The sequence below is a fragment of the Kutzneria kofuensis genome (assembly GCF_014203355.1).
Lineage (GTDB): Bacteria > Actinomycetota > Actinomycetes > Mycobacteriales > Pseudonocardiaceae > Kutzneria > Kutzneria kofuensis.
This window is the reverse complement of record NZ_JACHIR010000001.1, coordinates 4514002-4532788: the sequence shown is the minus strand read 5'-3', so window position 1 is coordinate 4532788 and position 18787 is coordinate 4514002. Positions and strand designations below refer to the sequence as shown.

Sequence of the window (18787 nt, the reverse complement as noted above, 5' to 3'; positions counted from 1 at the left end):
TCCGGCCGGCGCCGCTCGCATACGATCAAGATGTGCCGACGCTCCCGCTCCGCAGGAACGACCGGCGTCGTCATCTGGTGGTGTGCGGTGACTCCCCGCTCGCCTTCCGCCTGGTCGACGAGCTGATCAACCGGTACGACGAGGACGTCACCGTCATCCTGCGGTCGAAGCAGGAGAACTACGGGCCGCGGATCGCCGCGCTCAGCCGGGTCAAGGTGATCGAGGCGGCGGCGCCGGACAACAACGCGTTCCAGCAGGCGAAGGTGTCGACCGCGCGGGCGCTGGCGGTGCTGGGCTCGGACGACGCCGGCAACATCCATGCCGCGTTGCTGGCCCAGGACATCAACCCGGACCTGCGGCTCGTGCTGCGCCTGTTCAACATGAGCCTGGGGCACCGGGTCCGCACCCTGTTCGCGGACTGCGCGGTGCTCTCGGACGCGGCGATGGCGGCCCCGTCGTTCGTCGCGGCCGCCCTCGGCCGCGAGGGCCCGACGCACATCCGCGTATCGGGCCGCACCTTATATGTGGTGCGCCGCGACGAGGTCGACGCGGACCGGATCATCTGCGGCCTCGCCGACACCACCGACCATACGAATGCGGACCTGCTGCCGGTGGAGGAGCACTCGAGCGACCTGGTGCTGGCCTTCACCAACGGCTCGGGCGTGGAGCGGGCGGTGGGCCACAAACGCGGCCGGTGGGTGGCGGCGGTCCGGCGCAACTTCGGCTCGGTGTTCAACCGCAAGGTCGGCGTCGCCGCCCTGTCGCTGTTCGTGCTGCTGGCCATCGGGACCACGATGTTCGCCACGTTCGGCGGCTACACCTGGTGGAACGCCATCTACGAGACGGCGTTGGACGTCGCCGGCGCGGCCCAGCCGCTGGACAGCCTGCCGGTGATCAACAAGATCACCCAGGTGATGGTGACGATCGTCGGCATCTCGATCATTCCGATCATCACGGCCGTCGCCCTCGACGCCGTGGTCAGCGCGCGTCTGGCGGCCGCCGCCGGACCGCAGGGCCCGTTCCGCGACCACGTCGTGGTCATCGGACTGGGCCAGGTCGGCGTGCGGGTCATCGCCCAGCTCCACGACCTGGGCGTGCCGGTCGTCGGCATCGACCGCAACGAGAACGCCCGCGGCATCCCGCTGGCCAAGCGGCTCGGCCTGCCGGTGATCATCGGCGACGCCAGCCGGGACGACACGCTGCGGGCCGCCTACATCGGCACCAGCCGGGCGCTGGTCACGCTGAGTTCGCACGACGTCGTCAACCTCGAAGCGGCGCTCACCGCTCGTGCCGTGCGCGAAGACCTGCTGGTGGTCCTGCGCCTGTTCGACAACGACTTCGCGCGACTGGTGGAGCGGCGCTTCAACATCGACGTGTCGCGGAGCGTGTCCTTCCTGGCGGCGCCGGCCTTCGCCGCCGCCATGGTGGAACGGCAGGTCGTCGGCACGATCCCGGTCGGCCGGCGGGTGCTGCTGATCGCCGAGGTGCCGGTCGGCGACGGAACCGGCCTCGATCGCCTGACCGTCCGTGAGGTCGAGCAGCGGTTCGAGGTCCGCGTGATCGGCCTGCAGCGGCGGACCGAGCAGCGCCTGGACTGGCAGCCGTCGCCGGAGCATCAGCTGGTGCCGCGGGACCGGTTGATGGTGGTGGCGACCAGGAGCGGCCTGGGACAGATCCTGGCCGGCAGCATTTCGCCGGGGCAGTAGGTCCTGCGCCCACGCCGATCATCTTGATCGAATTGAGAACGTTCCCGGCGGTGTCCGGCGGTACCGTTCAAGCACCCGGTCGACAACATCACCCAGTCGTGTGACATGAATCACGTTTGCGGCGGTCAACGTGGGTTGTACCTGCGACGTCGATTGAGGTGCAGGGACACAAGAGGGGCTTTCGGGGGAAGGGGTTGGCCGTGCGCCGATCGGTTGGAGGGGCCCGCTGGGTCATGGCGTTAGGCGCGGTCGCCACCGTCCTCGGCCTGGCCGCGTGCGGGTCGACCGCCCCGCAGGAGTCGAGCAAGCCGACGCAGACCGAGAAGGTCTCGCCGGCGGCGGTCTCCAAGCCGGCCAAGGTCTCGCAGATCCCCGGTGACACCGCGCAGAACGTCTCCCCGGCCGACCCCGTGCGGGTCACGGTCGCCGACGGCGCCCTCACCGACGTGCACCTCGTCAACGACCAGGGCCGCGAGGTCACCGGCCTGCTGTCGACGGACAAGCACAACTGGACCGCGACCGAGTCGCTCGGCTACGACCGGACCTACACGTGGTCCGGTTCGGCCGTCGGCTCCGACGGCAAGCAGGTGCCGCTGGGCGGTTCGTTCCACACGCTGCGCCCCGCGCGGCAGATCAGCGCGCAGATCAACGTCGGCGACAACGACACCGTGGGCGTCGGCGAGCCGATCGTGCTGACCTTCAGCTCGCCGGTCCAGGACAAGGCGGCGGTCGAGCGGGCGCTGACCGTGCAGACGTCCAACCCGACCACCGGCTCGTGGGCGTGGCTCGACGACAAGACTGTGCACTACCGCACCAAGGACTACTGGCCGGCCAACACCAAGGTGACGCTGCTGGCCAAGCTGTACGGCACGTCGTTCGGCGGCGGGGCGTTCGGCGCGGAGGACATGTCCACGTCCTTCACCGTCGGCCGCAGCCTGATCCTGCGCGGCAACACGCAGACCCACCGCCTGCAGGTCTTCCAGGACGGCAACCAGATCGCCGACTACCCGGCCAGCTACGGGCTGGACTCCGACCCGGGCCGGGTCACCAACAGCGGCACGCACATCGTGATGTCCAAGAGCGCGACCTTCGCCATGACCAACCCGAAGTACCACTACGAGAACGTGGTGGTGCCGTGGGCGGTGCGGATCTCCAACAACGGCGAGTTCGTGCACGGCTACGCGCCCAGCATCTGGGCGCAGGGCAACACCAACGTCTCGCACGGCTGCGCGAACCTCTCGCCGGCCAACGCGCAGGTCGTCTACAACGAGGTGCTGCCCGGCGACCCGGTGGAGATCACCGGCTCCACGCAGCAGCTGGGCGCGAAGGACGGCGACTACTACGACTGGACCGTCCCCTGGGACCAGTGGCTGGCCAAGTCGGCGCTGCACGGCTGACCTTCCTTCGCTGACACCGAAGCCCCCGGAGCCGACGCTCCGGGGGCTTCGGTGTCGTGGTGCACGTCACGGGGCCGATTCGGGCAGATCAGCCCGCTGTGGCAACGGTCGTTACGTCAACTTCGCTGTGGTTCGCGACCGCGCTGGGTACCGTCCTGTCTGCCGATCAGAGGGGCGAGGATGACCGATTCGGAGCAGATGGCGGAGCTGCTGGCGCGCAACGCCGCGATGTTGGACTCGATGAGCCAGCTGCTCGCCAGCGCGCAGCAGCAGCTGGCCCATGCGCGGCAGCTCAACCGTGATCTGCGGGCGCGCACCTGCATGGCGCAGTCGCCGGACCGGATGGTGACGGTGGTCGTCGACGGCGTCGGCGGGTTGCAGCAGCTCTCGTTCGACCGCGACGCGTTCGAGCACCACACGCCGGCCAGCCTCGCCGACGCCGTGACTCATGCCGTACGCGAGGCGACGCGGCAGCATTCCGACGACCCGGCGCCGGTTCTCGAGGCGGATTCCGCCGAGTCCGTCGAGCCGGAGGAGCAGCCGACCCCGGCCGAACCGGAGATCGCGGCGGCCGCCCCGGAACCCGTCCTCGACCCGGAGCCCGTGCTGGAACCGGAGCCCGTTCCGGTGCCGGTGGCGATCCAGGACCCGGCCCCGCCGGCCGTCGATCAGGCGACCGACAGCGGCAGCCAGATCGAGCACGTCATGAGTGCGCTGAGCAAGCTGCAGTCGTACACCGGGATCGTGACCCGGGTGCTGGGCGTGCGCGATCCCGAGCGGGCGGCCGCCATCGCGGCCGAGTACCAGCTCGGCGACACGATCATCGAGCGGACCTTCCTGAGCACCTCGGCCAATCCGGCCTACACCGGCGACGGCCTGGTCCGGTACACCATCGACGCCCGCCACGGCGGCAAGCTGATCGGAGCGATCTCCGAGGACGGCGAGCAGTTCGGGGAGGTGGTGTTCGGGCCGGGGGCGCGGTTCCGCGTCACCGGGAAGCGGTACTACCCGAGCATCAAGGGCTGGGACATCGCGCTGGAGGAGCTGGGCTGACATGGCGATGAGCGAGTGGGAGTGGGCCCCCGGCACCGGCCAGGAGCACATCGACCGGATCACCCGGTTCCACCTGGACAGCCTGGCCGTGCCGGTCGAGCAGCGGCTGCGGCCGTCCGACCCCGGCCGGCACGACTTCCCGATCGGCCTGGACGAGAACGGCCGCAAGTTCCCGGTGCCGCCGAGCTGGGCCGACCGGGTGCTGGGCTGCGTGCTCGCCGGGGCGGTCGGCGACGCGCTGGGTGCGTCGATCGAGTTCCTGCCGATCGACATGATCCGGCGGCAGCACGGCGAGCAGGGCGTCACCGGGTTCGGGCCGGGTGGGCCGGACGGAACCATCACCGACGACACCCAGATGACGCTGTTCACGTTGGAAGGCCTGATCCGGGCCCATGTGCGGGATCGCGTCTCGGGCGCCGGCGATCCGGTGCCGGTCGTCCAGCACGCCTACCAGCGCTGGCTGCACACCCAGGGTTTCGACTGGCCGCAGGCCGGCGGCCCGTTCGCGGAGGGCCGGGCGCAGCCCGACGGCTGGCTGGTGACCGAGCACGGCCTGTTCGTCCGCCGGGCGCCGGGCAACACGTGCGTGACGGCGCTGCGGGTGTTCGCCGCCGGCAACCCGGCCGGCTCGATGGCCAACCCGTTGAACGACTCGAAGGGCTGCGGCGGCGTCATGCGGGCCGCGCCGGTCGCACTCTGGTCGACGGATGCCGAGGTGGTCTTCGCCCTCGGCGCCGCGACCGCCGCACTGACGCACGGACATCCGAGCGGCTACCTGTCGGCGGCGTCGCTGGCGTTCCTCGTGCACGGGCTGCTCAGGGGAACGTCGCTGCCGGACTGCATCGCGGCGCTGACCCCGGTGTTGACCAGGTGGCAGGGGCACGAGGAGCAGCTGGCCCGGTTGACCACGGCGGTCCGGCTGGCGGACGAGGGGCTGGTCAGCGCCGAGCGGATGGCCGACGAACTCGGCGGGGGCTGGGTCGGCGAGGAGGCGCTGGCGATCGCGGTGTACGCGATGCTGGTCACCGACAGCCTGCCCGAGGCACTGCGGCTCGCGGTGAACCACTCCGGGGACAGCGACTCCACCGGCGCGGTCTGCGGCAATCTCGCCGGGGCGTGGTACGGCGTGGCCGCGATCCCGGCCGACTGGCTGGAGCGGCTGGAGCTGCGCGCCGCGATCACGGCGCTGACCGGGGACGCGCTGGCCGAGTTCGGGCCGAACCCGCCGGCCGACGACGCCTGGCTGCAGCGCTATCCGGGCTGGTGAGCTAGTTGCGGTCCGACCCGGCGCGACAGCTGCGCCGGGTCGGACTGACTCGATATCGGTCGACCGGACCTTTATCGGTCTTCGAGCACATGGCCGTGCTCAGCCGATCGCGTCGAGCAGCGCCTGACGCTGCCGGTCACCGAGGCCGGCGGCGCGGCGGTCGGCGTCGATGCCGGTCTCCTCGAGCAGCTTGGCGACCTTGACGGCACCGAGGCCCGGCACGGCCTTCAACAGCTGGGCGACCTTGGTCTTGCCGACGGTCTTGTCGTCCTTGGCCCGCTTGAGCACCTCACCGAAGGTCGTCTCACCGGACTTGATCGAAGCAAGCAGCGCGGTGCGGGCCTTACGGGCCTCCGCAGCCTTCGCCAGCGCTTCCGCACGCTGCTCAGGGGTCAGTGTGGGCAGAGCCAACTTCATGGTCCTTTCTTGCGACGAGGGGTTGCTCGACCGCCATCATGCACGCTGACCACGACTTTCGTCAGCGTTCGCGCCTGCTGGCGCGTCGCGGCAACCCCGTGGGTGACGCTACGCCAGCCTTTCCAGTGACACCGTTCGAGCGCGGGAAGTTCATCCAGGTGAACCGGGGCTCACACGGAGTTCACGCCCACCGCGCCCACCGGTCGAGGCCGGATTCCTCCGCTGCACCCCATCTGTACTGCGGAAACGCCGCGGACGGCGGTATCGGTCCAGGTCAGCGGCATGAAACGGAACCGATCCAGCGCGGCGACTCCCGGTCACCGCCTTGTCCAGCGGCCAACCGGGCGAGAACACCCCATCCGGCGATCACGAGAGTGTCGTATGCCACCTGATCGACTTCATCCCGCTGACCAGGCGGGACCGATCGGGTGTCGAAACCCGTCTCTGAGCCAACTTTCAGCAAAGCCGCCATTAGCACGCACGGTGAACACCCGAACAGCGCAATACCGCCCGTTCCGGGGACATGCAGCACGGTGGAACGGGTCCGTCGCCTGGGCTGCGCGGACCAAACGTCACCGAATCGCGGGTCACCCCAAGGCCGGAGGCAACGTCGGGCCCCCCACCACGTCTTATCCGTTGTGAGGCCGCCGCCTACTCTTTGGTGGGGCGAGGTCGGCCACGAATGGGTCTGGGCTGATCCGGGACACGGGCCGTGAGTAAAGAGGGTTGCATGCTTGTCGGAGGAAGCACGGGGCGCCGTCGGCGCCTGGGTTCCGCGGGAGTCGTCGGAATCGCCGTGGCGGCACTGGCGCTGAGCGCCTGCTCGTCGAGCACGGACGGCTCGGCCGCCGCGACCACATCAACCAAACCTCCCGCGCCCGCGGCCCAGGTGACGATCTCCGGCGGCGACCAGATCAGCCCGAAGACGCCGATCGTGGTCAAGGCGTCCGGCGGCAAGATCACCAACGTGGACGTGAAGAACGCGGCCAAGGGCAACTCGGTCAAGGGCGACCTGTCGGCCGACGGGCTGACCTGGACGTCCAGCGAGCCCCTCGGCTACGGCTCCACCTACAACGTGGTCGCCGACGCCACCAACGCCGACGGCAAGCAGACCGAGCAGAAGAGCACCGTCACCACGCTCACGCCCAAGGCGCAGGCGTATCCGGCGCTCATCCCGGCGCCGCCGGGCTCGGGCCAGACCTTCGGCGTCGGCCAGATCATCGGCGTCTCCTTCGACCAGCCGATCACCGACAAGGCCGCGGCCGAGAAGGCGCTGGTCGTCACCACGACCCCGGCGCAGCAGGGCTCCTGGTACTGGATCGACGCCAAGACCGCGCACTACCGGGCGGCGGAGTACTGGCAGGCCGGCACCACGATCAAGCTCGACGCCAACCTCTACGGCGTCGACCTGGGCGGCGGCGTGTTCGGCAAGACCGACCGCTCGGTCACGTACACGATCCACGACTCCTGGATCGCCAAGGCCGACGGCAACACCAAGCAGATGCAGATCCTGCACAACGGCGCCGTCGTGAACACCATGCCGATCAGCCTCGGCAAGGACTCGACGCCGACGCAGGTCGGCCCGCACGTGATCTCCGACAAGCAGCAGCAGGTCGTGATGGACTCGGCGACCTACGGCGTGATGCCCGGCCAGCCCGGCTACTACAAGTCCACCGAGTACTGGGACCTGCGCATCTCCAACGACGGCGAGTTCGTGCACGAGAACCCGAACACCGTCAACCAGCAGGGCAACTCCAACGTCTCGCACGGCTGCGTCAACCTCAGCCCGGAGAACGCCCAGTGGTTCTTCAACCACTTCAACCTCGGTGACGTGGTCGAGGTGACCAACTCCGGCGGCGGCAAGCTGCCGCTGTGGGACACCTACGGCGACTGGGAGCTGAGCTGGGCGGAGTGGCAGAAGGGCAGCGCGACCAAGGGCTGATCCCCCGCTTCCACCACGAGGGCCGCGCTCCGCACCGGGGCGCGGCCCTCGTGCTGTGTCGTGGGGATGCCGCTCCGCGGCCCGCGTCCCCTCGCTCGCCTCCGGTCACGTGATCCTGCCCGATTTCGGGCAGGATCGTTGCCTTTGGTTCCCGCGGAAGGCAGCATCGCTGCTCGTGTCGGCCACCAGTCACCCGTTCGGGGACCTCGTTTCGCACCTGATGCGCACCACCGCGCTTGGTCCGGGCGAGGCGGCGCGGGTGGTCGCCGACGTGCTCGCCTACTTCGACGAGTCGGTGGAGGCGGTCGTGCGCCGCCGGCACGCCGAGCTCAAGTCGGCCGGGCTGACCAACGACCAGATCTTCGAGCGCATCGCCGCCGAGCTGCCACAGCGCCGGGTCGCCGCACCCGAGCTGTCCCTTCGGCAGCTGCGCCGCATCGTCTACGGGTGAGGAACGACCATGTGCGGAATCGTGGGATACGTGGGATCGCGGGACTGCGTCCCGATCCTGCTGGAGGGCCTGGCCCGGCTGGAGTACCGCGGCTACGACTCGGCCGGGGTCGCGGTCGTCGGGCGGGGCAAGCTCCGGGTGCGCAAGGTCAAGGGCCGCGTCGGCCAGCTCGCCCAGGATGTGCCGGCCCGGCTGTCCGGGCCGGTGGGGATCGGCCACACCCGGTGGGCCACGCACGGCGTGCCGAGTGAGCAGAACGCGCATCCGCACGTCGACGGCAGCGGCCGGGTCGCGGTCGTGCACAACGGCGTCATCGAGAACGCCGAGGAGCTGCGGGCCAAGCTGACCGCCGACGGGGTCGTGTTCGCCTCGGAGACGGACACCGAGGTGCTGGCGCACCTGATCGCCGCCGTCGAGGTCGACGACATCGAGGAGGCGGTCCGGCGGGTGCTGCCGGACATCGTCGGCACGTACGGCATCGCCGTCGTCGACACCCGCCAGCCGGACCGTATCGTCGCCGCCCGCAACGGCAGCCCGGTGATCCTCGGCGTCGGCGACAAGGAGCTGTTCGTCGCCTCCGACGTGATGGCGCTGGTCCGCCACACGTCCCAGGTCGTCCACCTGGAGGACGGCGAGGTCGCGGTGCTCACCGCCGACGGGTTCAGCACGCGGACCCTGGACGCGACGGTCACCACCCGGCCACCGACGACCGTGGACGTCGAGGACGACGACTACCAGGCCGAGGGCTACGGCCACTTCATGCGCAAGGAGATCCACGACCAGCCGACCGCCGTCGAGCGGACCCTGCGCGGCCGGCTCGACGACCGCTTCGGCACCGCGCACCTCGGCGGCCTCAACCTGACGCCGCGCGAGTCCCGGGAGTTCAAGCGGGTCAAGATCCTCGGCTGCGGCTCGGCGCACTACGCCGGCCAGATCGGCGCGCAGCTGATCGAGGAGCTCGCCCGGGTGCCGGCCGACTCCGAGCCGGCGTCGGAGTTCCGCTACCGCAACCCACTGATCGACCCGGACACGCTGTACGTGGCGGTGAGCCAGTCCGGCGAAACCTACGACACGCTGGCGACGGTGCAGGAGATCCAGCGCAAGGGCGGCCGTGTGCTCGGCGTGGTCAACGCCGTCGGCAGCTCGATCGCGCGGCAGTGCGACGGCGGCATCTACCTGCACGCCGGCCCGGAGATCTCGGTGACGTCGACGAAGGCGTTCACCGTGACGACGGTCGACTTCGCCTTGCTGGCGCTGCATCTCGCCCGGGTGCGTGACCTGTCGCCGGCCGACGGCCAGCGGCTCGTCCGCGGGCTGCGTGCCCTGCCGGCCCAGATCGGGGAAATCCTCAAGCTGGAGGACCAGATCGCCGGGCTGGCGCGGGAGTACGGCACGTGCCCCAACGTGATGTTCATCGGCCGCGTGCGGGGGTGGCCGGTGGCGCGCGAGGGTGCGTTGAAGCTCAAGGAGGTCTCGTACGTGCACGCCGAGGCGTACCCGGCCTCGGAGCTCAAGCACGGCCCGCTCGCCCTGATCAGCCCGGAGACGCCGACCGTCGCGATCGTCCCGGACGATGAGCTGTACGACAAGAACCTCACCACCCTCGGCGAGATCAAGGCGCGCGGCGGCCGCATCCTCGCGCTGGCCCACCGGGAGCTGCCGACCGCGCTGGCCGACCACACGATCGTCGTGCCGCGGGCCGAGCCGGAGCTGGACCCGATCTTGCTGGGCATCCCCTTGCAAATGCTCGCCTACCATGCCGCGGTCCTGCTCGGACACGATGTCGATCACCCCAGGAACCTGGCGAAAAGCGTGACAGTGGAGTGAACCGGAGGTGACGCCGGGTTCGGTCGCTAACCTCGTGCTCGTGGGGAGTTCGGACCGGGCCCGGCGCGCCGCCAAGCAGCACGCCCGCGCCCGACACGCGCAGCGGATGGCCGACGGCGTCGACGCACGGTCGCTCGACGCCAACGGCGTCGCGGCGCGGTTGTGGGCGACCGCCACCGACTACTCGTACGGCCAGAAGAAGGTCGCGGCCGGCGAGGCGGCGTTCCTCGCCGACGCCGACGACCGGCAGCTCGGCCTGGCCGTGGCCGGCGTGTTCGACCGGGCGCTGAACTTCCTGTGGCCGAGCGGCTGGCTGCCCTACGACCTGGTCCAGGTGGTCCGCCGGGAGTGCGACGACTTCGCCACCGGACTGGTCGTCGACGTGATCGCGGCGGACATGACCCGATACGCCGAGGCGACGATCCACGAGCGCTGGCGGGACCAGCTCCGGCAGATCGAGGCGCGGTCGTGGTGGCGGCACGACCGGCAGCACTTCGAGCAGTGGCTGGCCCGGCACATCCTCACCAGGGAGGAGGGACTGGAGGTCGCCATCGTCGCGCTGGCGACGCTGATGGCGCTGCCCAAACTGCCGTTGATCCTGCCGCTGCCGGGCGCCTCGACCGGCACGGACGCGCCGGCGGGCGTGGGCGTCGACCAGAAGGTGCTGGCCAAGGTCCGAGGATTGCTCGCGAAAGCGGAGTCGACGGAGTTCCCCGAAGAGGCGGAGGCGTTGTCCGCCAAGGCACAGGAGCTGATGAGCCGGCACGCGTTCGAGCGGGCGCTGCTCGACGCCGACGATCACGTGCCGCAGACGGCAAGTTCTCGGCGGGTGTGGCTGGACACGCCGTACGTGGGGGCGAAGGCGCAGTTGGTGGCCGCGGTCGCGGCGGCCAACCGGTCCCGGGGCGTGGTGTACGAGAAGATCGGCTTCATCGCGCTGATCGGGGCCGATCTCGACCTCGAGATCACCGAACTGCTGTCGACGTCGCTGTTGTTGCAGGCAACCCGGGCGATGGTCGCCGCCGGCGCCGGTGTGGACACACGCAGCCGCACCTACCGGCAGTCGTTCCTGCTCGCGTACGCCACGCGGATCGGCCAGCGGCTGCGTGCGGCGGCCGAGGAGAGCGACGACCACACCGCCGACGACCGGCTGCTGCCGGTGCTCGCCGACCGTGAGCAGGCGGTCGAGGAGCTGTTCGAGGAGCTCTATCCGACCACGGTGAAGAAGTCGTACACGGTGGGCAGTGCGGCGGGTTGGGAGGCCGGCACGGCGGCCGCGGATCAGGCCGACATCGGGTTGAACCGCCAGAAGTTGACGCCTACTCGGTAATTGTGGCCAATGGCGAGGGATCAGCGACTACCGTACGGGCCGTGACCGACATCGAGGACCTCACGGCCCGGATTCGCGCCTTCTCCGACGCGCGGTCGTGGGAGCGGTTCCACACCCCGAAGAACCTCGCGATGGCGCTGGCCGGCGAGGCCGGGGAGCTGCTGGCCGAGCTGCAGTGGCTGACCGACGAGGAGATCACCGCCGGGATGTCCGAGGCGGACCTGCGGGAGCGGGTTCGGATGGAAGTCGCCGACGTGTTCATGTATCTGCTCCGTTTCGCCGATGTGACCGGCATCGATCTGGCCCAGGCGACGTTGGACAAGTTGGCTCGCAACGAATTGAGGTACCCGGTCGACAAGTCACGGGGAAATTCGAGCAAGTACGACCAGCTTTGAGTTTCTGACCAGCGAATTCATCTTCCCTATACGGGCGGGCAACGGGGCCGACATCCGCCGAACCTGGCGCCGGCCACCTCGATCGGTCGCGGCCCGATCGGCCCAGTTGGGCAGGTCAGCAGGGTTGTCACCGGAGTTCAAGGCCCACGGGAACGCTTGAGCCGCGCTGAACTCCCACGCAAACTTTCCTGAACTACTCAGTACCTCAATTGACGAAATGGCAGGTTCAGCCATAGCCTTTCCGCTCGGATCCACCCATTAGGGTGTGGCTACACCGATGTGCGCACCCCTAGGTCTCGTATCCCCGCGGAGGCTCGATGGCTGCGCACACCTCCGGCTCCGGATTCACTGAGAATCTCGTGCTCGGAGTCAGCCCCTTCACCGTTCCCGACGCGCGATTGGTTTCCGCGGTCTGTCGCGCGGGCGGTGTCGGCATCCTCGATCTCGGCGTCGGCGACCGGCACAGCCGGGAGGCACTCGACCTGCTGCTGAGCTGGGCCGGCGGCCCGTTCGGCGTGCGCGTGACCGGCGCGTGCGCGCTGCAACCCGGCGATCTCCCCCGCGGTCAGGTGCACACCGTCCTGCTCGGACACGACGCGAAGTGGTCTGTTCCGGAACTGGCCTCGCAGCACCGGGTTCTGGTCGAGGTGTCGAGCAAGGCCGAGGCGCTGCGTGCGGTCGAGCAGGGCGCACACGGGATCGTCGCGCGGGGGAACGAAGCCGGCGGTCCGGTGGGCGAGCTGAGCTCGTTTGTCCTGCTACAGCAGCTTGTCGACGTCGTCGACCTGCCGGTGTGGGTGTGGGGCGGCGTCGGCGTGCGCACCGCGGCGGCGGCCGTGGTCGGCGGCGCCGCGGGCGTTGTCCTTGACTCACAATTGGCCCTGCTCCCGGAGTCCGATTTGGACGACGAGATCGCCGTCGCAATCCGCCCGATGGATGGTTCCGAGACGACCATCGTGGACGGTGCCCGGCTGCTCGTCCGCCGCGGCGCTGGTCAGGCCCGGATTCTCGTGGGACAGGACGGCTTCCTCGCCGCTCGGTTCGCCGACGAGTACGGCAGCGTCGACCGGGTCGTGCGGGCGGTCAAGGACAGCGTCGTCGCGGCGCTGGAGCAGGAGCCGGCGGCGCCGAGCCTGATCGCGCAGGGACCGATGACTCGGGTGAGTGACCGCGCGGGTTTCGCGGCGTCCGTTGCGGAGAACGGAGGTTTGCCGTTCGTCGCGTTGGCGCTCGCGACCAAGGAACAGACCCGAGCTTTGCTCCGGGAGACAATGGACCTGCTCGGCGACCGTCCTTGGGGCGCGGGCATTCTGGGGTTCGCGGCCGAGGAAATCCGGGCCGGGCAACTGGAAGTCATCGAGGAGCTGCGGCCGCGGTACGCGATCATCGCCGGTGGCCGGCCGGCGCAGGCCGCCGCGCTGGAGCGGCTCGGCATCACCACCTTCCTGCACGTGCCGTCGCCGGGCCTGCTCAAGCAGTTCCTCGACGCCGGGGCGCGGCGATTCATCTTCGAAGGCTCCGAGTGCGGCGGTCACGTCGGCCCGCGGTCGAGTTTCCCGCTGTGGGAGGCGCAGCTCGGCGTGCTGCTCGACTTCCTCGGCGCGAACCCGGACGCCGAGGTGGACGTGCTCTTCGCCGGCGGCATCCACGACGAGCGGTCGGCGGCCATGGTTTCCGCCCTCGCAGCCCCGTTGCGGACGTATCGCGGCACCGTCGGCGTGCTGATGGGAACCGCGTACCTGTTCACCGAGGAAGCCGTCCGCGACGGGGCGGTGCGGCCGCTGTTCCAGCGGCAGGTGATCGACGCCGAGGCGACGGCGCTGCTGGAGACGGCGCCCGGTCACTCGACCCGGTGCGTGACGAGCCCGTTCGCCGAGGAGTTCCTGGCCCGGCGGGACGACCTGCGCGGCCGTGGGGTGCCGGACCGCGAGGTCTGGGAGGAGCTGGAGCAGCTCAACATCGGCCGGCTGCGGATCGCCAGCAAGGGCGTGGAGCGCAACGGCTCCGAGTTGCTCGACGTCGACGAGGACCGACAGCTGGCCGAGGGCATGTTCATGGCCGGGCAGGTTGCCGTCCTGCGCGACGCCGTGACCACGGTGGCGGCGTTGCACGAGAGCGTGAGCTCCGGCGCGGTGCGCTACCACGCCGCCCGGGCGCAAGCGCTTGGCATCGGCGGCGACGTCGCCGAGGAGCCGGAGCCCGAGCCACTGGACGTGGCGATCATCGGCATGGCCTGCATGTTCCCGCAGGCGCCGGACCTGCCGACGTTCTGGGCGAACGTGCTCGCGGGCGTGGATGCCGTCACGGAGGTTCCGCCGGAACGGTGGGACACGGACGTCTACTACTCGGCGGCCGGGGCGGCGGACCGGACACCGTCGAAGTGGGGCGGCTTCCTGCCGGAGATTCCGTTCGACCCACTGCGCTACGGCATCCCGCCGGCGTCGCTGGCCAGCATCGAGCCGGTGCAGTTGTTGGCCCTGGAGGCCGCGTACCGGTCGCTGGTGCATGCCGGCTACGGCGACCGCCCCTTCGATCGGGCCAGGACCAGCGTGGTGTTCGGCGCGGAGTCGGGCAGCGACATGGCCAGCGCGACCACCCTCCGCACGGTGCTGCCGTCCTACCTCGGCACGCTGCCGGAGGAGCTGGAGCGTCAGCTGCCTCGCCTCACCGAGGACACGTTCCCCGGCGTGCTGGCCAACGTCATCGCCGGCCGGATCGCCAACCGCCTGGATCTCGGCGGCGCGAACTACACCGTCGACGCCGCTTGTGCGTCCTCGATGGCCGCGGTGGACGTGGCGTGCAAGGAACTCGTCACCGGGACCAGCGACATGGTGCTGTGCGGCGCGGCCGACCTGCACAACGGCATCAACGACTACCTGATGTTCAGCTCGGTCGGCGCGCTGTCGCCGTCCGGCCGCTGCAAGACGTTCGACAGCAGCGCCGACGGCACGACCCTCGGCGAGGGCGTCGCCTGCGTCGTGCTCAAGCGGCTGGCGGACGCGGAGCGGGACGGCGACAAGATCTACGCGGTGATCAAGGGCATCGGCAGCGCCAGCGACGGCAAGTCGCTCGGCCTGACGGCACCGAGGCCGGAGGGCCAGCGCAGTGCGGTGGAGCGGGCGTACCGCAACGCCGGGATCTCACCGGCGGAGGTCGGCCTGGTCGAGGCGCACGGCACGGGCACGGTGGTCGGCGACCGGACCGAGCTCGGCACCCTGGCGAAGGTGTTCACCGAGCACGGGGCGCGGCCGAGGAGCTGCGCGATCGGGTCGGTGAAGTCGCAGATCGGGCACACCAAGTGCGCGGCCGGACTGGCCGGCCTGATCAAGACGACCTTGGCCCTGCACAACGGGATCAAGCCGCCGACGCTCCACGTCACGCAGCCGAACTCGGCGTGGGACGTCGAGGGCAACCCGTTCGCGTTGCACGCGGAGGCGGCTCCGTGGGCGGCACCGGCCACCGAGCGGATCGCGGCGGTCAGCGCGTTCGGGTTCGGCGGCACCAACTTCCACATCGTGCTCGCCGCGTACGACAAGGCACCGACTCCTCGGCACAGCAACGATCAGTGGGCCGCCGAGCTGTTCACCTTCCGCGGCGCGGACCACGCGTCGGCGGCGCGTTCCGTGGAGTGGCTGCTCGAACTCGTCGCCAAGAACGAGGCGCATGGCCGCACGTGGCGACTGCGGGATCTGGCCAGGACGGCGTCACGCCGGGCCGAACAACGCAGCGAGCCGACGCAGATCGCGGTCGTGGCACGGAGCCTGGACGAGCTGCCGCAGCTTCTCCGTGCCGGCGCTTCGGGTCAGCACGACCCCAAGCGTGGTGTTTTTGTCGCGCAGCGGGATATCGGCGGCAAGGTCGCATTCCTGTTCCCCGGGCAAGGCAGCCAGCGGCCCGGCATGCTCGCCGAGCTGTTCGTCGCGTTCCCGGAGATCCAGCACCTGCTGCACCTCGGCCGGGACTGGGCGGACGCGCTGTTCCCGCCGGCCGCGTTCGACCAGGACACCGAGCGGCAGCACAAGGCCGGGATCACCGACACCCGGGCGGCGCAGCCGACACTCGGCATCGCCGGGCTGGCCGTCAACCAGCTGCTGACTCGTCTCGGCGTCAAGCCGGATCTGCTGGCCGGCCACAGCTACGGCGAGCTGGTCGCGCTGAGCGCCGCCGGATCCTTCGGTCCCGCGACGCTCTTGTCCCTCAGCCGGGCGCGCGCCGACAGCATCCTCGCCGCCGCCGGTGAGGATCCCGGTGCCATGGCCGCGATCACCGCCTCCGCCGAGGACATCGCGTCGGTCCTCACCGACGAGTTGGTGCTGGCCAACCACAACACCCCCAAGCAGGCCGTGATCTCCGGGCCGACCGAGCAGGTCCGCCGGGCCGTCGAGACGCTGCGGGCGACGGGCGTCTCCGGCAGGCAGATCCCGGTCGCCTGCGCCTTCCACAGCCCGCTGGTGGCCGGCGCCGGCAAGACCTTCGGCGAGTATCTGTCCACACAGGACATCCGTGAACCGGAACTCCCCGTGTGGTCGAACCGAACCGCCACCGCTTACAACGGTGACGTTCGGGAGGAGTTGGCGGCGCAGATCGGTTCGCCCGTGCGGTTCGTCGACGAGATCGAGTCGATGTACGAGGCCGGCGCCCGGGTGTTCGTCGAGGTCGGCCCCGGCAAGGTGCTGACCCGCCTGGTGGAGGCCATCCTCGGCGACCGTCCGCACGTCCGCGTCACCACCGACGGCGGCGTGCACGGTTTCCTCACCGCCGCCGCCCAGCTCGCCGTCTCCGGTGCGAACGTCCGCACCAGCTGGTTGTTCCACGGTCGCGACGCCTTGGACGTCAGCACTGCCACCCCGCCGAAGCGTCCCGGTTGGACGATCGACGGTCAGCTGGTCCGCACCGCCGACGGGCAGTACCTGGCCGGCGGGCTCACGCCCGCCCGACGAGTGGAGTTGTCGATGTTCCAGCCGAGCGCCGGTCAGGACGCGCTGATCAGCGAGTACCTCCGCACCAGCCGGGAGATGGTCGCCGCGCAACGGGACGTTCTGCTGGCCTACTTCGGCGGCACCGCCAACGCCCCCGCCCGCATCGTCGAGCACGTGGCCCCGCCGGTCGTGGAGATCCCGCAGGCGGTCGCCGCCCCGACGCCGATCGCGGAGCCCGAGCCGGTGGCCACCGCCGACGTGCTGACCACGGTTCTGGACGTCATCAGCCAGCAGACCGGCTACCCCACCGACATGATCGACCCCACCCTCGACCTCGAAGCCGACCTCTCGATCGACTCGATCAAGCGCACCGAGATCGCCGGCACCCTGGTCACCAGGCTCGGGGCGGCGGCCACCTCGGACGTGGAGGAGCTGACGAAGGCCAGGACCGCGCAGCAGATAGCGGACCTGTTCGGTGGCGGAGAATCCGTGGCCACCGCCGAGCCGATCGCGGCTGAGGCCGACGGCGCATCGTCCGGGTTCAGCGGCACGCTGGTCGGCGTCGATGCGGGCGACGCGTCGATCACGGCGGCGGCAGTCGCAAGCGCGGCCGGAGCGGTCACGGTCGGCGGCGCGGCGGTTGTGGGTGGCGGTGGCCGAGCACCCCGTCGCTTCGAGATGATCCCCACCGAAGTCGGCGCGGCGCGGCAGCTTGAGCCAACCATCTTGTCCGGCAAGGAGTTCCGCATCATCGGCGGGCAGCCGGAACTCGTCAACGAGGTCACCGCCGCTCTTGGCGAGCACGAGGCGTCCGTGACCGACAACGCCGACAACCTGCTTTACCTCGGCGCGCTGTCGCCCAGCGATGATCCGGTCCTGCCGGGTGCCTTCACCGAGTTCAAGGCGGCGCTGGCACGGGGTCCGCAATGGGTGGTGGCGGTGTCGCCAGTGGCGGAGCAGGCCGATGACCGCGTCGTGGGCCTGCGAGGCTTCTTCCGGACCATCTCCCGCGAGTACCCGGAGACCGTGGCGAAGCTGATCGAGGTGGATGCCGCGGCAGTGATTGACGGCCTGCTCACCGAGCTGTTGGCCGACGACCGGCACCCGGTGGTCGTCCGAGGCGAGGGAAGCCGCAGGACGATCGACATGGTGCCGGTGGAGCTCGGCTCGCTGGGTACGACCGGCGCCGGGCCGGCCGGCGACGGCACGGCCGAGGCACAGGCGATCGGTCTCGACCGGGATTCGGTGGTGCTGCTGGTCGGCGGTGCCCGGGGCATCACGGCGCAGTTCGCCACCAAGCTGGCGGCGACCAGTGGGTGCCGGATCGAGCTGATCGGGCGCACGCAGCTGCCGGCGGAGCCGGAGGATCCGGCGACGGTCGGGGCGAAGGACAAGGCGGCGCTCCGGGCGGCGCTGATCGCGCGGGGGCACCGGTCGCCGGCGGAGATCGAGCGCATGTCGGCCAAGATCCTCGCGGCCCGCGAGGTGCGGGCGACGCTGGACGAGCTGCGGGCGCTGGGCAGCACGGTGGGCTATCACTCGGCGGATGTCCGTGATCAAGAGGTGCTGCACCGGATCGTCAAGGAGATCTACACGGATCACGGTCGGATCGACGGGGTCTGCTACGCGGCCGGCGTGATCGAGGACAAGCTGATCGCGGACAAGGACGCGGACTCGTTCCGACGGGTCTTCGACACGAAGGTCGACGGCGCTCGGGCCCTGCTGTCGGCGATCGAGGAACTGCCCGCCCCGCCGCGGTTCGTGACGCTGTTCGGCAGCATCGCGGCGGCGCTGGGCAACCGCGGTCAGATCGACTACTCGGCGGCCAACGACGCGTTGCAGACCCTGGGAGCGCTCTGGGCCGCGCGGACGGGCAACCGGGCGCTGACCGTCCACTGGGGACCGTGGGTGCCGGATCCGCGGCACGGCGGCATGGTGACGCCCGACCTGCAGCAGGAGTACGGCCGACGCGGCATCGAGCTGATCGACCCCGAGGAGGGCACGATGGCCCTGCTGCGGGAACTCGCGTTCGGCGACCACAACACCCGCGCCGTGGTCTACACGGCGTCCGGTTGGTGACGCG

11 protein-coding genes are annotated in these 18787 nt (G+C 70.3%); 10 read left to right on the top strand and 1 reads right to left on the bottom strand.

What is annotated here, in order from left to right; genetic code table 11:
• Positions 1-32 precede the first annotated feature (32 nt).
• From BJ998_RS20950 to BJ998_RS20935, 4 genes are all read left to right on the top strand, one after another.
• Entirely contained in the window at positions 33-1706 is a 1674-nt protein-coding gene (locus BJ998_RS20950; protein WP_184864108.1) for an NAD-binding protein, read from the top strand.
• A gap of 233 nt (positions 1707-1939) precedes the next feature.
• The gene (locus tag BJ998_RS20945) at positions 1940-3103 is read left to right on the top strand and encodes a L,D-transpeptidase (RefSeq protein WP_184864106.1); all 1164 of its coding nucleotides are present in this window, start codon (positions 1940-1942) and stop codon (positions 3101-3103) included.
• Between the two features lie 180 nt (positions 3104-3283).
• A complete protein-coding gene (locus BJ998_RS20940; protein WP_184864104.1) occupies positions 3284-4156 on the top strand; it encodes a YbaB/EbfC family nucleoid-associated protein in 873 nt (290 codons plus the stop codon).
• A gap of 1 nt (position 4157) precedes the next feature.
• The gene (locus BJ998_RS20935; RefSeq protein ID WP_184864102.1) at positions 4158-5423 is read left to right on the top strand and encodes an ADP-ribosylglycohydrolase family protein; all 1266 of its coding nucleotides are present in this window, start codon (positions 4158-4160) and stop codon (positions 5421-5423) included.
• A gap of 99 nt (positions 5424-5522) precedes the next feature.
• Here the strand turns inward: BJ998_RS20935 and mihF are convergent, their stop codons facing one another.
• Complete coding sequence (mihF, locus tag BJ998_RS20930) at positions 5523-5834, bottom strand: integration host factor, actinobacterial type (protein ID WP_184868828.1); 312 nt, start codon at positions 5832-5834, stop codon at positions 5523-5525.
• Positions 5835-6636: 802 nt separating this feature from the next.
• Between mihF and BJ998_RS20925 the strand changes: the two genes are divergently transcribed.
• The 6 genes from BJ998_RS20925 (at position 6637) to BJ998_RS20900 (ending at position 18783) form a co-directional block, all read left to right on the top strand.
• On the top strand, positions 6637-7782 hold the full coding sequence (locus BJ998_RS20925) for a L,D-transpeptidase (protein ID WP_425558885.1): 1146 nt from the start codon (positions 6637-6639) through the stop codon (positions 7780-7782).
• Between the two features lie 175 nt (positions 7783-7957).
• Positions 7958-8233, top strand: coding sequence for a hypothetical protein (locus tag BJ998_RS20920; RefSeq protein WP_425558884.1), 276 nt, complete (start codon positions 7958-7960; stop codon positions 8231-8233).
• A 9-nt stretch (positions 8234-8242) separates the two neighbouring features.
• The gene (gene glmS / locus BJ998_RS20915) at positions 8243-10060 is read left to right on the top strand and encodes a glutamine--fructose-6-phosphate transaminase (isomerizing) (RefSeq protein WP_184864098.1); all 1818 of its coding nucleotides are present in this window, start codon (positions 8243-8245) and stop codon (positions 10058-10060) included.
• Positions 10061-10100: 40 nt separating this feature from the next.
• The gene (locus BJ998_RS49205; protein ID WP_184864096.1) at positions 10101-11390 is read left to right on the top strand and encodes a DUF2786 domain-containing protein; all 1290 of its coding nucleotides are present in this window, start codon (positions 10101-10103) and stop codon (positions 11388-11390) included.
• A 41-nt stretch (positions 11391-11431) separates the two neighbouring features.
• Positions 11432-11785, top strand: coding sequence for a nucleotide pyrophosphohydrolase (locus tag BJ998_RS20905; protein ID WP_312890252.1), 354 nt, complete (start codon positions 11432-11434; stop codon positions 11783-11785).
• A 317-nt stretch (positions 11786-12102) separates the two neighbouring features.
• Positions 12103-18783: a type I polyketide synthase gene (locus tag BJ998_RS20900; RefSeq protein WP_184864094.1), complete on the top strand. Its 6681-nt coding sequence runs from the start codon at positions 12103-12105 to the stop codon at positions 18781-18783.
• Positions 18784-18787 lie beyond the last annotated feature (4 nt).